Annotated in this window: 14 protein-coding genes; 13 read left to right on the forward strand and 1 reads right to left on the reverse strand. The window is 57.4% G+C overall.

The features are described from left to right. Positions 1–10: 10 nt before the first annotated feature. From fimF to ACW9I6_RS01035, 13 genes are all read left to right on the forward strand, one after another. The gene (gene fimF, locus ACW9I6_RS00975) at positions 11–535 is read left to right on the forward strand and encodes a type 1 fimbrial adaptor subunit FimF (protein ID WP_457338717.1); all 525 of its coding nucleotides are present in this window, start codon (positions 11–13) and stop codon (positions 533–535) included. A gap of 12 nt (positions 536–547) precedes the next feature. Further along, positions 548–1051 carry a type 1 fimbrial minor subunit FimG gene (gene fimG / locus ACW9I6_RS00980; protein ID WP_003217749.1) on the forward strand — a complete coding sequence of 168 codons (504 nt, stop codon included), beginning with the start codon at positions 548–550 and terminating at the stop codon, positions 1049–1051. 14 nt (positions 1052–1065) lie between these two features. After that, positions 1066–1965, forward strand: a complete 900-nt coding sequence (locus ACW9I6_RS00985) for a fimbrial protein (RefSeq protein WP_301051134.1) — start codon at positions 1066–1068, stop codon at positions 1963–1965. Positions 1966–2130: 165 nt separating this feature from the next. Further along, positions 2131–3303, forward strand: coding sequence for an EAL domain-containing response regulator (locus tag ACW9I6_RS00990; RefSeq protein ID WP_023658838.1), 1173 nt, complete (start codon positions 2131–2133; stop codon positions 3301–3303). Between the two features lie 156 nt (positions 3304–3459). Further along, positions 3460–4086, forward strand: coding sequence for a response regulator transcription factor (locus tag ACW9I6_RS00995; protein ID WP_003217743.1), 627 nt, complete (start codon positions 3460–3462; stop codon positions 4084–4086). After that, positions 4086–6236, forward strand: a complete 2151-nt coding sequence (locus ACW9I6_RS01000) for an ATP-binding protein (RefSeq protein WP_003217742.1) — start codon at positions 4086–4088, stop codon at positions 6234–6236. Before ACW9I6_RS00995 ends, ACW9I6_RS01000 begins: the two co-directional genes overlap by 1 nt. Before the next feature lie 167 nt (positions 6237–6403). Further along, positions 6404–7618 carry an EAL domain-containing response regulator gene (locus ACW9I6_RS01005; protein ID WP_023658837.1) on the forward strand — a complete coding sequence of 405 codons (1215 nt, stop codon included), beginning with the start codon at positions 6404–6406 and terminating at the stop codon, positions 7616–7618. 69 nt (positions 7619–7687) lie between these two features. Then, positions 7688–8110: a hypothetical protein gene (locus ACW9I6_RS01010; RefSeq protein ID WP_003217737.1), complete on the forward strand. Its 423-nt coding sequence runs from the start codon at positions 7688–7690 to the stop codon at positions 8108–8110. A 209-nt stretch (positions 8111–8319) separates the two neighbouring features. Continuing rightward, positions 8320–8904 (forward strand): fimbrial protein, encoded by a 585-nt coding sequence (locus tag ACW9I6_RS01015; RefSeq protein WP_457338718.1) that lies wholly within the window; start codon positions 8320–8322, stop codon positions 8902–8904. A 275-nt stretch (positions 8905–9179) separates the two neighbouring features. Continuing rightward, complete coding sequence (locus ACW9I6_RS01020) at positions 9180–9710, forward strand: fimbrial protein (RefSeq protein ID WP_063030192.1); 531 nt, start codon at positions 9180–9182, stop codon at positions 9708–9710. A gap of 66 nt (positions 9711–9776) precedes the next feature. After that, positions 9777–10514, forward strand: a complete 738-nt coding sequence (locus ACW9I6_RS01025) for a fimbrial biogenesis chaperone (RefSeq protein ID WP_003217732.1) — start codon at positions 9777–9779, stop codon at positions 10512–10514. A 159-nt stretch (positions 10515–10673) separates the two neighbouring features. Beyond that, positions 10674–13109 (forward strand): fimbria/pilus outer membrane usher protein, encoded by a 2436-nt coding sequence (locus ACW9I6_RS01030; protein ID WP_003217730.1) that lies wholly within the window; start codon positions 10674–10676, stop codon positions 13107–13109. A 59-nt stretch (positions 13110–13168) separates the two neighbouring features. Beyond that, positions 13169–14278: a fimbrial protein gene (locus tag ACW9I6_RS01035; protein ID WP_457338719.1), complete on the forward strand. Its 1110-nt coding sequence runs from the start codon at positions 13169–13171 to the stop codon at positions 14276–14278. Here ACW9I6_RS01035 and ACW9I6_RS01040 read toward each other — a convergent pair. After that, the gene (locus ACW9I6_RS01040; RefSeq protein ID WP_457338720.1) at positions 14265–17345 is read right to left on the reverse strand and encodes an efflux RND transporter permease subunit; all 3081 of its coding nucleotides are present in this window, start codon (positions 17343–17345) and stop codon (positions 14265–14267) included. The two genes, ACW9I6_RS01035 and ACW9I6_RS01040, sit on opposite strands and share 14 nt — an antisense overlap. Positions 17346–17348 lie beyond the last annotated feature (3 nt).

Genomic DNA, 17348 nt, shown 5'->3' on the forward strand with positions numbered 1-17348 from the left:
TGCTCCAGCCATGAAAAAGTACCTTTGTATCCTGTGCCTGATGCCGTGCCTCGCGAATCAATCTTATGCAGCGGACACCAGCATTTCTATCACCGGTTACCTTAAAGACAATTCCTGTTCGGTGTCGGTCGACTCCAAAGACTTTACTGTGGACTTGATGAGTAATGCGTCCAAACAACTCAATCATGTGGGGACGACGACTGTTCCTGTTCCCTTCACGATAGTCTTTGATAAGTGCGGTGGCTCAACGACTGGCGTCCGGGTTGGCTACAGTGGCACATCAGACAATGACAATATCGCACTGCTTAAAATTGACGATGGCGTTAATGCCGCCAGCGGTATGGGCATACAGATACTGAACAGTGACAAACAGGCAATCCCTTTAAACACCACTGAACAATCCCTCCGCTGGACGCACCTGATCGCGGGCCAATCAAATACCCTGAATTTTTATGCGTGCCTGATGGCGACCCATTCCCCTGTGACGGCGGGAGTTGTGAATGCGACTGCCAATTTCACGCTCGAGTTTCAATAAAGGAGGCTGGGAATGAACGCTATGAAGACAATCCTGTTGGCAGGATTATTACTGATTGCCGGAATCATCAACGCCCATGCGGAAGACGTGACCATTACGGTCAATGGGCGAGTTGTAGCGCAACCTTGTACGGTCTCAACCCCACCGGCAGCCGTTGCTCTGGGAGACCTGTTTGCCGCCAATTTCAGTCAGGCAGGATCAAGTTCAGGCTGGTACTGGGTGACGCTGGGTTTGACTAACTGCCCGGTGGGAACATCAAGCGTAACAGCGACATTTACAGGCGTTGCCGACGACACCGGCTACTACCAGAATCAGGGCGACGCGCTCAATCTTCAGTTGGAGTTGCAGGATACCCACGGCAACAACTTGAATAATGGCAATTCCACTACCGTCCATGTAGATGGGTCGACGCAGTCAGCGAGCCTGTCGCTGCAGGTGCGTGCATTATCCGTCAATGGCAATGCAAAGCAAGGCAGTATTCAAGCCACGATTAACGTTACGTATACATACTCCTAGTAAAGGTGCGACAAATGAAGATGAAAATCAGCGCCGTGCTAGTGCTGTTGCTAACCTTGGGGCTTTCAACCAGTGCCAATGCTTTTTTGTGCTATGTGAACGGCGTTATTACTGTCGATGGCGGTGGCGGCAATAACGTCTATGTCAACCTCGATCCGTCCGTTCAAATAGGCCAAAACATTGTCGTTCACCTGGGCAACAGTATAAGCTGTGTGAACGAGGACCCGGCTCACTTTCTAGACCCTATAAGGATTATTTCCGGCCAATACACCGGACCGCTCAATAATCTTGCTGGCAGCATAAGCTATTACGGGGCGTCGTATGACTTCCCTATTAACACACCCACGATTACGGTCGACCATACATGGGGCACACCCATGCCATGGAATACCATACTGTATTTAAAAGTTATCGGCAGTGGCGCCTCAGGAATTACGGTCAAATCGGGGCAGTTGCTGGCCATTCTCACGATGGAGAAAGTCAACTCCGTTCCGTACCAACTCATTACCTGGAACATTTATGCCAACAACACCGTTGTTGTTCCCACGGGGGGTTGTGATGTTTCGGCGCGCGATGTCACCGTCACCCTTCCTGATTATCCGGGAACCGCGGCAGTCCCGTTGAATGTCCACTGTGCGGAAAATCAAAACCTTTCCTATTTCCTGACTGGCCCGACGACAGACAGCGCCAACACAATCTTCAGCAATACGGCTTCCATCTCCCCCGCAGCAGGAATTGGTGTGCAGCTATCTAACCCCAATGGCGTGATTGCTACCAACAACAGTATCTCAATGGGTTCAGTAGGGGTCAGTCCCGTGGAACTTGGGATGACGGCCTCCTACGCGAGGACCAGTGGGCAGGTAGTCGCAGGAAATGTGCAGTCCGTTATCGGCGTTACGTTCGTTTATCAGTAGGCGCCTTCTACAGGCAGGGCCGTCGACACCAGGTGTCCAGTCCGACGAATAAAAGCCTTCTGCCATACCCTCGGAAATTTCCGTGCGATATGCAGGAAAACGGCTTTCGTAATTCGTCAATAAAGACGGCAGCATGGCCGCAACGAAAACAAGGCCTGTACCGACATGATTTCTTTAAGAATCCTCGTACTTGAGGATCGCCTGCCACGCCGCAAAGCCATTACTCAGATGTTGGCGGAGCTGGGTGTGCGCGCGGTTTTCCATGCGGCCGAATGTGACAAAGCCCTGGACCTCATCACCCGTGCAGAAGGCGTGGACATTGTCATCTGCGACTTGAGCCACGAGAAACGTGGCTATTTCGATTTCATGATAGCCGCAGGACGGGCACGCCTGGTCAATGCGCTGGTTTTAGGCTCGACGCTTGAGCCTCAGTTTTTGCGCGCGGTGGAGTGTATCAATCAGTTTTCACAGCTCAGGCTGATCGGCGTGATGGGGCCTGACGCGCCCCTGCATGACTTGAGCTCGATTCTGCGTGACTACATCAAGCACAAAACCTTCGCACCGTTGCTGGCCCCGGACTCCTTGAAGTTGCCTACCGAGTCCGAGGTTAGAAAGGGCCTGGAAGCGCGAGAGTTCAAGGCGTGGTTCCAGCCCAAGTTCGACTTGCGCACCGGAGCCCTGTGCGGCGTGGAAGCGTTGGCGCGCTGGGAGCACCCGACCCGTGGCTTGTTACTGCCCGGTGAGTTCCTGCCGGCAGTGCTGGCCTACGACCTGATCGACGAGATGTTCAAGCAGGTTTTCGCCCAGGGGCTTGACCTGCTGGTTGCCCTGCGTGGACGTAATATCACGCTGCAGGTTGCGTTCAACCTCCACGCCTCGCAATTGGCCCGTTTCGATTTGGCACTGCACATCGAAAACGCGTTGATCGAGCACGATCTACCCGGCTGCGCACTGATGTTTGAGTTGGCCGAAAACGGCCTGCTGGATATGTCGGTGGCCACCCAGAAAAGTTTGCTGTGTTTGCGGCTACTGGGATGCGGCTTGTCCATCGACGATTTTGGCACAGGATTTTCCTCGTTGACGCTGCTGTGCCAATTGCCTTTCCAGGAGTTGAAACTCGACAGTTCGGTTGTGCAGGATTTGTCCGACCTGCACAGCAGGGCCATGATGCTCAGCACGATTGCGTTGGCCCGGGCGCTGGATATCAACCTGGTGATCGAGGGTGTCAGCAGCCAGGAAATACGTGACCAGGCCTTCGCCATGGGCGGGACCTTTGCACAAGGTTTTCACTTGGCAAAACCCATGAGTGCACGCCGCTTGAAAGAGTGGCTGGACTGACTCAGTCAATCTGAAAATCACAACGCGCGAAGGGCAAAATAACCTGCATTGTTCAGGTGCGGTTGGACTAGACTTTGCCGGTGTAGTCGCTTGCCTCCCTCTACGCCTTCTCGTTTCGTGATCTGTGTCCAGATAAACAGAATAAGTGAGATAGATATGCGCAAGGCGCTGGTAGTGGACGATCACCCGATAGTTCGGGCGACGGTCAAAATGGTCTTGAAACAGGAAGGTTTCGAAACGGTGGTAGAAGCGGGCGACGGTGCCGACGCCGTGCAACAGGCACGTCAGGAGTTGCCGGACCTGGTGGTGCTGGATATTTCGATGCCCAAGCTCGATGGGCTGGAAGTCATCAGGCGCATCGTCGATCTGAATATCGCCACGCGAATCCTGGTACTGACGTCCCTGGAAGCAGGTTTGTATCTCAAGCGTTGCATGAGTGCCGGTGCTGCCGGTTTCATCTCGAAAATCGACGACCTGGACGACTTGCGTCGCGCTGTGAAAGTGCTGATGTCCGGCTACACGCATTTCCCCAACCTGGCGATCGGTTCGGTTCGTCGCAGTGACGTCGAAATGAATGAAGCGCGGGTGATCGAAAACCTGTCGGATCGCGAACTTGTGATCCTCAAGCACCTTGCCCTGGGGCTCAGCAACAAGGAAATCGGCGACTCCATGCTGCTCAGCAATAAAACCATCAGCACGTACAAGACGCGACTGCTGGAGCGCTTTGAAGTGACATCCGTCGTGTCACTTTCGGAAGTGGCCAAGCGCAACAGTATTATCTGATGAAAGCCGCCAAAACGATTGTTGCCGCGTTGCTGATGGCCGGGCTGCCGTTGCTGGTACGCGCCGAACCGCACATAGCAGGGACTTCCGACTTCGAACTCGACATGGTGTTCCGTACCCAGGGTAAATCCACGCTCTATTGGGGCATGGTGCTTGCGGGGGTGGGTTCCATCATCTGTTGGCACCTTGCGGTGATGCTGTGGCGTCGCAGGGCCGATGACCCGCGCCGGGTCCTGGCAACCTTTGTCGCCAACATGCGCCTGATGCTCGATAACGTCCCGCGGCCGGTGTTCATCCGCGATCATGAGGGCCGGCTGGTCGCGTGTAACGACAGTTACCTGGACTTCCTTTCCATGGACCTGGACCAGGTGATTGGCAAGCCAATTACCGAGTTGCAGTTGATGCCGCTGTCCGAGTCCCGGCAGTACCATGAGCATTACCTGCGGGTCGTGCGCGACGGCATCCCGATGATCGGCAGCGGTAGCCTGGTGGCGCCCTACGGTGAAACGCTGGCGCTTTTCTACTGGATTTTCCCGTGTTTCAACTCGCGGGGGCGAGCGGTCGGGGTGATTGCGGGATGGGTCGATGTCAGCGACCGCGAGCAGTTGATGATTCAGTTGAAGGCTTCGCAAAAAGAAGCGGACGACGCCAACAACGCCAAGACCTTGTTCCTGGCGACCATGAGCCATGAAATCCGTACGCCCATGAACGCGGTGCTGGGCATGCTCGAAATGGCCACCAAACGCGCCGAGCAAGGCATTATCGATCGGGTGTCACTGGACATTGCTTCCAGCTCGGCCAACAGCCTGGTGGATTTGCTGGGAGATATCCTCGACATCGTGCGCATCGAATCAGGCCAACTGACGCTGGCCCCGAAAAGAGCGAATTTGCATGACGAGGTACTCAAGGTCGCGCGCATCTTCGACGGTGTGGCACAGCAAAAATTTCTCGAACTGCAGATTGAACTCGACCCCCAGGCCGACTGCGACGTGCTCGTCGACGCCATGCGCGTCAAGCAGGTGTTGTCGAACCTGCTGAGTAACGCGATCAAATTCACGGTTAAAGGCCAGGTGCGTTTTTTCCTGCGCTGCACACCGGTTGTGGCCGGCTCCGAGCTGGACCTGACGATGAGTGTCATCGACACCGGCATTGGCATCTCGCCGGAGGATCAGGCCCTGTTGTTCAGCCCCTTCACCCAAGTCGGCCAACCAGCGGAAGCCATGCGTACGGGCTCCGGGCTGGGCTTGGCCATTTCCCGCAAGTTGTGCGAGATGATGGGCGGGCAGTTGACGTTGTCCAGTGAGTTGGGGCGCGGTACCCGTATTGATGTTGCGTTGCGCTTGCCAGTCCTTGAGAGCCTTGGTCCGCCGATCGCGGATTCGATAGCACCGGTAGTGCGTGCCAAACGCTTGAGCGTACTGGTGGTCGACGATTACCCGGCGAACCGTTTGCTGCTTTCGCAGCAACTGACTTACCTGGGACATGACGTCAGTGATGCGGAGGACGGTGCACATGGCCTGAGAGCGTGGCGCCAGGGTGCGTATGACGTGGTGATCACCGACAGCCATATGCCCATCATGAATGGCTACGACCTGGCCCGCGCCATCCGTGACGAAGAGCAGCGTCAGGGCTCGAAACCCTGCGTGATCGTAGGCTTGACCGCCAATGCCCAGCCGGAAGAGAAACAGCGGTGCCTGAACGCAGGCATGGACGATTGCCTGTTCAAGCCCATCCGGCTCGGAGAACTGAGTGCCCGATTGACTGTCATCGAGCCACTGATACATCCGAATGAAGCGCCAATGGCGATGGTGGGGCAGGGGATCAACCTCGACCTGACCTCGCTGATTCAATTGGCGCGGGGCGACGAGGAGTCGGTGAACACCATCATCAAGAACCTGGCACTCAGCCTGGAAGAGGACATGGGCGTGTTGATGCAATGCTATGCGAACAAGGACGTCGAAGGGCTGGCAACGCTGGCACACCGGATAAAGGGCGGCGGCCGGATTGTCGGTGCGCAGAACGTGCTGATTCGTTGTGCGCAGCTGGAGGCGGCCTGTGAAGAGGCGACGCCTGCCCAACTGACTGCCGCCACCCTGGCCTTGGAGCAAGCCATGATCTCACTGAAAGCGGCCTTGATTGCCCTGGTGTGAAATGGGGTCACGCCCGGTGGGATGGAGGTTCGGAAATTTCCGAATGAGCAGGAAATTTCCATTGAGCGTGTAGGTTTTTTCCAAAGGCCATTAGGAGCAATCCTAAATACACGGCGGGGGCGGGGCGCAATAATTTACCTGTCCCCATCATCTGTGTAAAAGCCGCCATGTCTTTCCTACCGATACGCGTTCTGGTAATCGAAGAACAGCCTTTCAAACGACTTATCGCCACCCGCGTTTTTCAGGATCTCGGTTGTGAAGACGTGACGGCGGTGGCTGACGGGGCTGCCGCGCTGGAGATGCTGGCACGTACAGGACCGGTGGATATCGTGTTGTGCAGCTTGAAACTGCAATGCACCCAGGGCCTGTCTGTGATCGAGGACCTCAGCCGTGGCGGCTTCCTGAAGGCACTGATCATTTGCAGTGTGTACCCGGCGAACTTGCACGGGGCGTTGGGCCGGATGCTGTCGATGCACGGCGTGAAAGTGTTGGGGTATGTCGATACGCCCGTGCGCGCCAGTGAGTTGGGCCCGATGGTCGGTGCTTTCCTGGAGTCGGTTGCCGTGCGCAGGACCGACGTTTCCAACTCGATCAATTTGAAGTGGTTTACTCAGTCCGAATTGAAAAGAGCGATTCTGGATAACGAGTTCAAGGCGTTTTTTCAACCAAAATTCAATCTGGTCACTGGTGCGGTCGACAGCCTGGAAGCCTTGGCGCGGTGGGACAACCCAAGCTATGGCTTGTTGTCGCCTGGCGACTTTTTGCCGTTGTTAAACAGCTTCTATTTGATGGACGATCTGTTTTTCGCGCTCTTTGAACAGGGCTTGATGGTGTGGCAGGAAGTCCTGGCAACCGGGCGCCAATTGAACCTTGCATTCAATCTGCAGGCAGAGCAGTTCAGCAATCCGCAATTGGTCACCGGCATTAGTCTGTTGATTGAACGCTATCAGGTACCGGCGTCCTGCCTGACCTTTGAAATTACCGAAAGCGGTTTGCTCGAAACTTCCCCGGCGGTGCTGGAGAGCCTGATCCGTTTGCGGATGATGGGCGCCGGATTGTCCATCGACGATTTTGGCGTGGGGTTCTCATCGTTGGAGCGCCTGTGCCAGCTGCCCTTTACCGAGATAAAACTCGACGGCGGTTTCGTTCAGGACCTCGATACCAACGCCGCCAATCGCGCCATTGTCAGCAGCACCCTCGCGCTGGGTGAGGCGCTGAACATGTCGGTGGTGGTGGAGGGTGTCGAAACCGAAAAGCAGCGCCAGTCATTGATCAAGCTGGGCTGTGTGCACGCTCAAGGTTATCTCTGTGCGCGGCCCATGAGCGCCAATCGGGTGCTGTTGTGGCTGGACTCGCAGCGCGCGTCGATCAACAACGTCTGAATACAGGCCATCAATGCGGCTGAATGCTTACTGGGTGTTCAGTTTCTCGTGGGCCAGGAAGGGTGTTTCATGGTGAATCCAAAGTTGCGTGTTTTGTTGGTCGACGAAGAACAATCCAGGCTAGTCAGCATAGAAAAGAACCTGTCGGGCCTTGGCTACAGTCGTGTTGCCCCGCTGACATCATTCCGGGATTTATTGGTGATTCTGGATAACGCGTTATGCCCGTTTGACCTGCTGATTATTCACCAGGTCGTGCTGGAAAACGCAGGCGAAGTGCTTGAGCAGTTAGTACGAAGTTCGCCGGCGATCAAACATTTACTGGTTTACCAGGGCAATACGCTGCAGGTGCTTTCCACTGTTGAGTCGTCATCATCGTCGATGCGCTTTGAGTTGCCTTGTCCGCCGGACCGAGAGGCCATCAAACAAGTAATGGGCTTTATCGACAAGGTCGAGTTGCATGAGGTTTATGGCAAGCAGCGGGTGTCTGTTTAGTTACAGGTGTATCAGGAAAAATACTAACGGTGCTGGAAATGTCATTGCTTCAGTCGGAATTTTCCCTAATTGCAAAGGGACCTTTAACGTTGAAGGGGTTGGCCGGGAAAAACATTATTCACTGCATGCAAGGTGCGCAGTCACAGCGAAGCAGTGAACGGTTCGCCGAGCATTTCGATCAATGATGTTTTAACCTTTCGAGGCAACTTATGACGCGCACATACCGCATCTTCGCGCTCGCAGCGCTGACGTCGACCTTCGTGATACCGGCTGCGCAGGCAGGCGATGGCACCGTTAACTTCAAAGGCCAACTGATTGGGCAGACGTGTACCGTCAGTGTGAACGGTGGCAGCAACATGGGCACCGTCACGCTGCCTACACTGGGCACTATGGCCCTCGGCGCCGTAGGCGCCACCGCGGGTAGAACCCAGTTCACCATTGGGCTGAGTGCATGCGGCACTGGGAGTAACATCCAGGATTTCCTGCAAAACTTAACGGGCAATAGTGTGATTGGCAAGACGGCATCCACTTACTTTGAGAGCGGCCCAGGCGTCGATCCCACCACCCGGAACATTATTAACACCGGTGGTGCCACCGGCGTGCAGCTCCAGTTGCTTGATTCCGGCGGCGATGTGATCAAGGCCGGTGATCCGGGACAACCGCGGACCCCGGCCATTACCAATCTCGCCACCAACGGTGGCGTGATGACTTACGGCGTCCAGTACATCGCCAACGATGTTATTGCGCCGGGCAGCGTCGTGGGCTCGGTTACCTATTCCATCGCCTATAACTAAAGCCCAAAAGGAGTTGAGAGCGATATCGCTGATCAAGTCTTTGATATATCCATTTAAACCAAAAAGCCGTATGACTGCACTTATACGAATTAAAAGTTCAAGCCTTCGGAAGAGTCTTAACTCTGGTAGGAAATTTCCGGAGCTTTTGCAGGACCTTTCAATTTGAAGGGTTTCACCAAAAGAAACATCATTCACTCTGTGCACAACGCACCGCCATATTGCAATTGCGAGTGGCCTGCCAGGCATTTATCCAACTAATGATTTTGAGGAAACTTATGAACCGTACTTACCTCGTTCTTGCAGCGGCGACTTCCGCATTCGTGATGTCTGCTGCACAAGCCTCCGATGGCACTATCAACTTCAGTGGCCAACTGACGGCTCAAACCTGCACCACTTCGGTCAATGGCACGAGCAATGTGGGCACCGTAACGCTTCCGACGTTCTCGATTGCGTCGCTGGCAAGCGCGGGGGCGACTGTTGGTGCCACCAACTTCACCATTAACCTGAGCGGCTGCCAGGGCACTATTGCGACCGCCGCTGCGATATTTGAAGCGGGCGCGGGCGTCGACCCGACCACCCAGAACATCCGCAACACCGGTAATGCGACTGGCGTGCAACTGCAGTTGCTCGACTCCAATGGTGCTGTGATCAAGGCCGGTGATACCAGCCAAACCGCTAACACTGCACGTACCGCTGTGACCGGCGCCACTGCCGTGCTGCCGTACGCCGTTCAGTACGTTGCCAGCGCGGCAACCACCGCCGGTACTGTCGTGGGTTCGGTTACCTACTCGATCAACTATCAGTAAAAGCTGCGCGGTCAGCGCATCTTTCAGGACCTGGAAGATGCGCCGACGATGTTGGGAGAGAGTGATATGCAGCGTAAAAAAGCCTGGTGTCGTTATGTCGTGATGATGGCGGCCCTGCTGGGTTGTTCCCAGGCGATGTCTTCGGTCGTCATCACCGGCACTCGTGTGATTTTTCCGGCGGATAAAAAGGAAGTCACCGTCAAGATTAACAACAACGGCACCAAGCCCGTACTGGTTCAGTCGTGGATTGATAGCGGTGATCCCGCGTCCACGCCAAGCAATTCTTCAGCGCCATTTGTGATTTCGCCACCGGTCTCCCGGGTTGATGCTGACAAGGGGCAGAGCCTGCGCCTGATGTTCACAGGTACTGCGCTGGCTTCAGACAAGGAGTCTGTGTTCTGGCTCAATGTGCTGGAAATTCCGGTCAAGGCCACCAGCGATCAAAACATGCTGCAAATGGCCTTTCGCTCGCGAATCAAAGTGTTTTATCGGCCAGCGAATTTACCTGGCACACCGTCAGCGGCCATCGAGGCGCTGCAGTGGAAGGTTGTTGCGCAACCCAATGGTACCTATGGGCTGCAGGCCTATAACCCAACGGCGTTTTACGTTTCACAAAGTGACCTGGTGCTGGTTAACGGCGGCCAGCGGATACTGAGTGAGGCGGGAATGATTGCGCCCGGTGAGACCCATATCTTTGCCTTGCCCGGCCTGAAGTCGATGCCGGCACCCGGCGCCAAAGTTGAATACAGCGCCATCAATGATTACGGCGCTCTGGTTCCTACCCACGAATCCGTCATGCCTTAGGCCTATCAGGCCTTAATCGTTTTTCACCCTCCGTCGTCCGGGTAATTTATGACTACGCTGTCTCTTCTGCGCGCGCGCCGGAAGGAAATCGCTTGCGCCCACGCCAGCGATTTGCCGGTTTGGGGTCGCCGAACTTTACTGATTGTCAGTGCATTGTTGATGCCTTACGCCGTGGCTGAAGACGTGCAGTTCGATAACTCTTTTCTTCCGGCAGGCTCGAGCGGAATTGACCTGACGCTGTTCCAGAGCGGGAACCCGGTGATGTCGGGTACGTACCGTGCCGACATTCTGGTGAACTCGAACCTGAGCATGCGTCAGGATATCCGTATCGTGTCCGACGCCAAGGGCAGGAACCCCAGGGTCTGTGTCGACACTAGGATGCTGGAACTGATGGGCGTAAACGTAGAAGCCCTGTCGCCGACGGCAACTGCCAAGCTGGCGACTGACCCATGCCCGGTCATCAATGAGCTGATCGATGGTGCCACGGCGCTGTTTTCCACCGACACCCAGCTACTGGACTTCAGCATTCCGCAGGCGGCCTTGCGGCGTAACGCACGAGGTTACGTCAGCCCTGAATTATGGGACCGCGGCGTGACCGCAGGGATGCTCAGCTATGACTTCAACGCCAACCACAACAAATCCCTTTCAGGCACTGACGATTCTGCATATCTCGGCTTGAACGCGGGGCTGAACGTGGGTGACTGGCGGTTGCGGCACAATGGATCGTTCAATTGGGACAGCCTGACTGGCAGCAAATACCAGGAAATCAACACCTTTGCCCAACGCGACCTGACAGGCTTGAAGAGCCAGCTGACGGTAGGCGAAGCTAACACCAGCGGCGAGATCTTCGACACCCTGGCCTACCGTGGCGTCGAGGTGGCGACCGATGACCGCATGCTCCCGGATGCGCTGCGCGGTTATGCGCCCGTGGTGCGCGGTATCGCCCGCACCAATGCTCGAGTGACCATCAGCCAGGGCGGCAATGTATTGCTGCAGACCACGGTGGCGCCCGGCGCCTTTGTCATCGATGACCTGTATGCCACCGGCTATGGCGGCGACCTGCAAGTGAACGTGCTGGAAGCCGACGGCACCCAGCAAAGCTTCATAGTGCCTTACGCCTCGGTCAACCAGTTGTTGCGCCCTGGCACCTCACGTTTCAGCGTGACAGCCGGTGAAACCCGCAATAACTACATCAGTAAACAGGTTGAGCTGCTGCAAGGCACTTACCAGTACGGCCTGGCCAACTCGCTGACCGGTTATACCGGTGGCCAGGCCAGCGATGGTTACCTGTCGGTGCTGGGCGGTATTGCATTCGGCACACCCATCGGCGCCTTCGGGGTCGACGTGACCCATGCCCAGACCGAACTGCGCTCCGGTGACCAGCAGGGGCAGAGCCTGCGCGTGTCCTTCAGTGAGAATGTCCAAAGCACCGGGAGCAACTTCTCCCTGGCGGCTTATCGTTTTTCCACCCGCGGTTACTTCGATTTCAACAACGCCGTGCTGTTCAGGGATGCGGAACAGAACGGTACCGACACCAGCCAGTTTGGCCAACCGCGCAGTCGCCTGACCCTGTCCCTCGACCAAAGCCTGGCCAACTGGGGGCATTTGTCGTTGAGCGGGTTTACCGAGAACTACTGGAACCAGCCGGGCCAGGATATCCAGTACCAGATGGGCTACACCACACAGATCGGGCGGGTAAGCCTGGGCTTCAACCTCAGTCGCAGCCGCTCCGGCCTGGCCGAGATGCAAACCACTGAATTGTTTACCGTGAGTATGCCGATCGGGTTCGGGTCCTCAAGCAATACACCGCAGTTCTCCGGCCGTTTGGCGCGCGACAGCCAGGGAAACTACAGCCAGCAGGCGAGCGTGAGCGGCAGTGCCGGTGAAGATCAGCAATACGGCTACAGCCTGACGGCAGACCGTGATGGCGCGAGCCAGTCGACCGACACTTCGGTCAGCGGCCAATACATGGGCTCCAAAGCCCGGGTCAACGGTTCCCTCAGCGAAGGCGATGGCTACAGCAGCCTGTCCCTGGGCGGTGGCGGCACGATTGTGGTCCATCCAAAAGGTGTGACGTTGACGCCTTACACCGGTGAAACCATGGCGGTGATCAGCGCCCCCGGTGCGGCCGGCGCGAAGGTGGTGGGTTATCCAGGCCTGCGGCTCGATGGCAACGGTTCGGCGGTGATCAACTATCTGCAGCCATATCAGTTGAACGAGGTCGCTATCGACCCGGACGGTATATCCCAGGACGTCGAGCTGAGCGAAACCAGCCAGAAGATCGCCCCCCGGGCGGGTGCCGTGGTAGCGGTGGACTTCGCCACGGTGCACGGCACTGCGTTGCTGTTGAACGTGCGCTTGAAGGACCAGAGTCCGTTGCCGTTCGGTGCCACCGTGGTGGATGACGCAGGTAACCCGGTAGGCACTGTAGGGCAGGGCGGGCAACTGTATGCACGTATCAAGGACGGCACACAAAGCCTGCTGGTCAATTGGGGTAAAGAGAGTGGTCAGACCTGCACGCTGAAAGTGCCGGCCCTTAAAGAGCAGGGTCAGATATTGAAGGGCAACGCGCTGTGCCTGAGTGCTGGGTCATGAGGTACGCGGCGAATGCAGCGGTGCCGTCTTCAGTCAACTATTCGTGCAGAGGTAATTCCATGAAGGTGCTTTATTCCCTGATCGCCGCTCTGCTGTTGTGTGGCCTTGCGCAGTCGGCCCAAGCGATCAATTGTGTCTACATCAATGGTAACAAGGGGTTTGTAGGCACGACCGCATTGCAGATCAGCTCCCTCAGTGTGCCGAGGGATGCGCCAGTAGGCACAGTGCTCTATCAGCAGAACTTCAATCAGAGCGGTGCAGGCGCCGACTTCAAGTGCCTCAGTACTGGCGGGGCGGCAACCTTGAACACTCTTTTGACGCTGAAGAGCACGTTGGCCAATACCGGCTACAGCGCGGGCCCTTACGCCAGCTTCGTCTATCAAACAGGCGTAGCCGGCATTGGTGTCGCCTGGGTTAACGGAACATCCGTGCAAACTGCTGCCGTCAGGGCAGCGATTCCAAATGGCTGCGCATTGTCGGGAAGCGCCGACTGTTTCATATCGGGCCTCAAGATTGCGCCAGCAACCGGGATAGTGCTGATAAAGACCGGACCAGTGGGTACGGGCACCATCAGCGGCAGTTCGCTGGGTACGCTGGAACAGGATTTCTCTGTTCCCAATAGCCCTACCTCTGTCGCCAACAAAGTGGGGCTGACCGGCAGCATCAACATCGTCGCCCTGACCTGCATGACCTCGGACGTTAACGTACCCATGGGCACCAACAAGATTGCGTCGTTCAGCGGGATAGGTTCGGCCAGCACCCCGGTGAACTTCATGATCAGCCTGGCGGGTTGCCCAGGGTTTCCAGGCTATTACGGCAACGCCAGTTCGATCCCGACAAGCTCGCAATCGGCGGTCATCAGTGCGGGCACCCTCGTGCCCAATACCCTCAGCCTGCGGTTGGACCCGGTCGACACACCGATTGATGCCACCCATGGTGTGTTGAGCCTGTCGGCGGGTGCAGACCCGGCGACGGGTGTCGGTCTACAGGTGCTTGATGCTTCAGGCGCGCCTTGGGCGCTGTCCCAGAATCAGTTGCTGAGCCTTCCGCTTGCCGCTGGCACCACGGCGTTGAACATCCCGTTGAGCGCACGTTATTTGCAAACGGCCGCCACGGTGACAGCAGGTTCAGCCAACGCCGTGGCGACTTACACCATTATCTATCAGTAACCACGCCTGGCTCCTCATCCTGGCCAGGGACCGGCCGTTCAACCTCCTGATGGTGGGTGGAGCCAATAAACATATACATCGCCGGCACCATGAACAGCGTCAGCACGGTACCGATCGACAACCCGGCGAAGATCACCAGGCCCATGTCATGCCGTCCCGCAGCCCCGGCACCGGAGGCCCACACCAGCGGCACCACGCCCAGCACCATGGCGGCGGTGGTCATCAGGATCGGCCGCAAACGCACGCCGGCGGCTTCTTCTATGGCCTCACGCTTGCTGTGACCGGCGCGCTGCAACTCGTTGGCAAACTGCACGATCAGGATCCCGTGCTTGGTGATCAACCCCAGCAACGTCACCAGCCCCACCTGGGTGTACACGTTGATCGAGGCAAACCCCATGGTGATAAACGCCAACGCTCCGAAGAGTGCAGGGGGCACCGAGAACAGGATCACCACCGGGTCGCGGAAACTCTCGAACTGAAACGCCAGGGCCAGGTACACGATCAGGATCGAAAACATCAGCAAGCCGAAGAACCCGCCGGATTCCTGCATGAACTGGCGAGATTCGCCGGAGAAGTCCGAGGTGTAACCCGACGGCGCAATATTGGTCAGAATGGTGTTCAGTTTCGCCAGCAGTTCGCCCTGGGCCACGCCGCTGACGCCCGACAGGGTCGCCGAGTTGAGTTGCTGGAAGTGGTTGATGGATTCCGGCTGGGTCGAGGTTTCGATATGCGCCACGGTGCGCGCCTGGATCATGCTGCCGGATGGCGTACGAATGTAATAATCGAGAATCTGGTCCGGGTTGAGGCGATCAACCTGCAACACCTGGGGAATGACTTTGTACGAGCGCCCGGCAGTGGAGAAGTAGTTCACGTAGTTGCCGCCCAGTGCCGCGGACAGCGCCGCACCGACGTCGGCCTGGGTCATGCCCAGTGCGGCGATTTTTTCCCGGTCCACCACCAGCTTGGCTTGTGGCTTGTCGAGTTTCAGGTCCATGTCGGAGAAATAGAACAGCTGTTGTTTCTGGGCCTCGGCCACCACGGCCTGGGCGACTTCGTTGAGGTTTTCCACCGAGTCGGTGGTGGTGATCACGAACTGCACCGGCAAGCCCTGGGCGCCCGGCAGCGACGGCAGCGGGAAGGCCGCAATGGTGGCGCCCGGCACCTGGTTCCATTTCTGCTGGAGTTCCAATATCAGTTGGGCCTGGGAGCGCGAGCGGTCGCCCCAGTTTTTCAGCAGCACACCGCCCAGGCCCTGGTTGAGGATAGGCAACCCGGTCAGCTGGAACATCTGCGCGTATTCCGGCTCTTTGTTGGCGATCTGGAAGGCCTGGTCGGCGATGCGCTCCATCTGCTGCGGCGAGGCGGTGGGCGGGCCCTTGATCTGCATGAACACCAGCCCCTGGTCCTCGGTGGGCGACAGTTCGCTTTTGGCGGTCATGCCGCTGGCGGCCACCAGCAGGAACAGCACAAAACCAAACGTCACCAGCACCGGCCATACGCTCAGGCCGCCCGAGAGTACGCGGTGGTAACGGCCCCGCAACCAGTCAAAGTACTGATCGAGCTTGCGGGCGAAACGACCTTCTTCCTGCCCGGTCTTGAACAGCCGGGACGTCATCATCGGCGAAAGCGTCAACGCCACCACGGCCGACACAGTCACGGCACCCGCCAGCGAGAAACAGAACTCCTTGAACAGCGCACCGGTAAGGCCGCTGCGCAGCCCGATGGGCACGTAGGCGGCGATCAGCACCACGGTCATCGCGATGATCGGCCCACCCAGTTCCCGCGCGGCAACCAGCGCAGCCTCCAGCACGCCTTTGCCTTCTTCCTTGATATGCCGGTCGACGTTTTCCACCACGATAATCGCGTCGTCCACCACCAGGCCGATCGCCAATACCAGGGCAAGCAGGGTCAGCAGGTTTATCGAGTACCCCAGCAGGTACATGATGAAGAAGGTCCCGACCAGCGACAGCGGGATCGCCACCAGCGGCACGATCACCGCGCGGAACGAGCCGAGGAACAGGTAGATCACCACCGACACAATGATCATCGCCTCGACCAGGGTCTTCACCACCTCATAGATCGAGGTGTTGATGAACTCCGTGGAGTCATACACGATCTCGCCGCGTACCCCGGTGGGCAACTGGGATTGCAGCTCGGGGAAGGCCTCGCGCACGCTGTCGGCCACCGTCAGGATATTTGCAGTCGGCGCCGTCTTGATGCCGATGAACACCGAGCGCTTGCCGGAAAACGCCACGCTGCTGTCGTAGCTTTCGGCGCCGAGGGTGACGGTGGCCACGTCCTCCAGGTACACCAGTGCATCGCCTTTCTGCTTGACCACCAGCCGCTTGAATTCATCCACCGTGTGCAAGTCGGTCCCGGCCGTCAGGTCGACCGTCACCGTTTGCCCGCGGGTGGAACCGACGGCAGACAGGTAGTTGTTGTTGGCCAGGGCGGTGGATACGTCCTGGGCGGTCACGTTATGCGCCGCCAGTTTGTTCGGGTCCATCCAGGCACGCAGGGCGAACTGGCGCCCGCCGAGGATTTCGGCGGTTTGCACGCCCTGGATCGAGTCCAGCTTGGGCTTGACCACTCGCACCAGGTAATCGGTGATGTTGTTGGTGGGCAAGGTGTCGCTGTAGAAACCCAGGTACATGGCGTCGGTGGTCTGCCCGACCGCCACCGTCAGCACCGGCTCCTGGGACTGCGCCGGCAGTTGGTTCTTGACCGAGTTGACCTGGGTGTTGATCTCGGTGAGGGCCTTGCTCGCGTCGTAATTCAGCCGCAGCGTGGCGGTAATCGTCGAGACACCGGTGATGCTGGTTGAAGACAGGTAGTCAATGCCCTGGGCCTGGGCGATGGCCGATTCAAGCGGCTGGGTGATAAAGCCGGCAACGGTGGAGGCGTCCGCGCCGTAGTAGGCGGTGGTGATGGTGACCACGGTATTTTCGGTGCGTGGCCATTGGTTCACCGGCAATTCGAAGATCGAGCGCAGCCCCAGGATCAGGATGAACAGCGAGACGACAATCGCCCAGACCGGCCGCTGAATAAAGGTATCGGTAAGCTTCATGGG

It is taken from the genome of Pseudomonas sp. SDO5522_S412 (genome assembly GCF_054071215.1).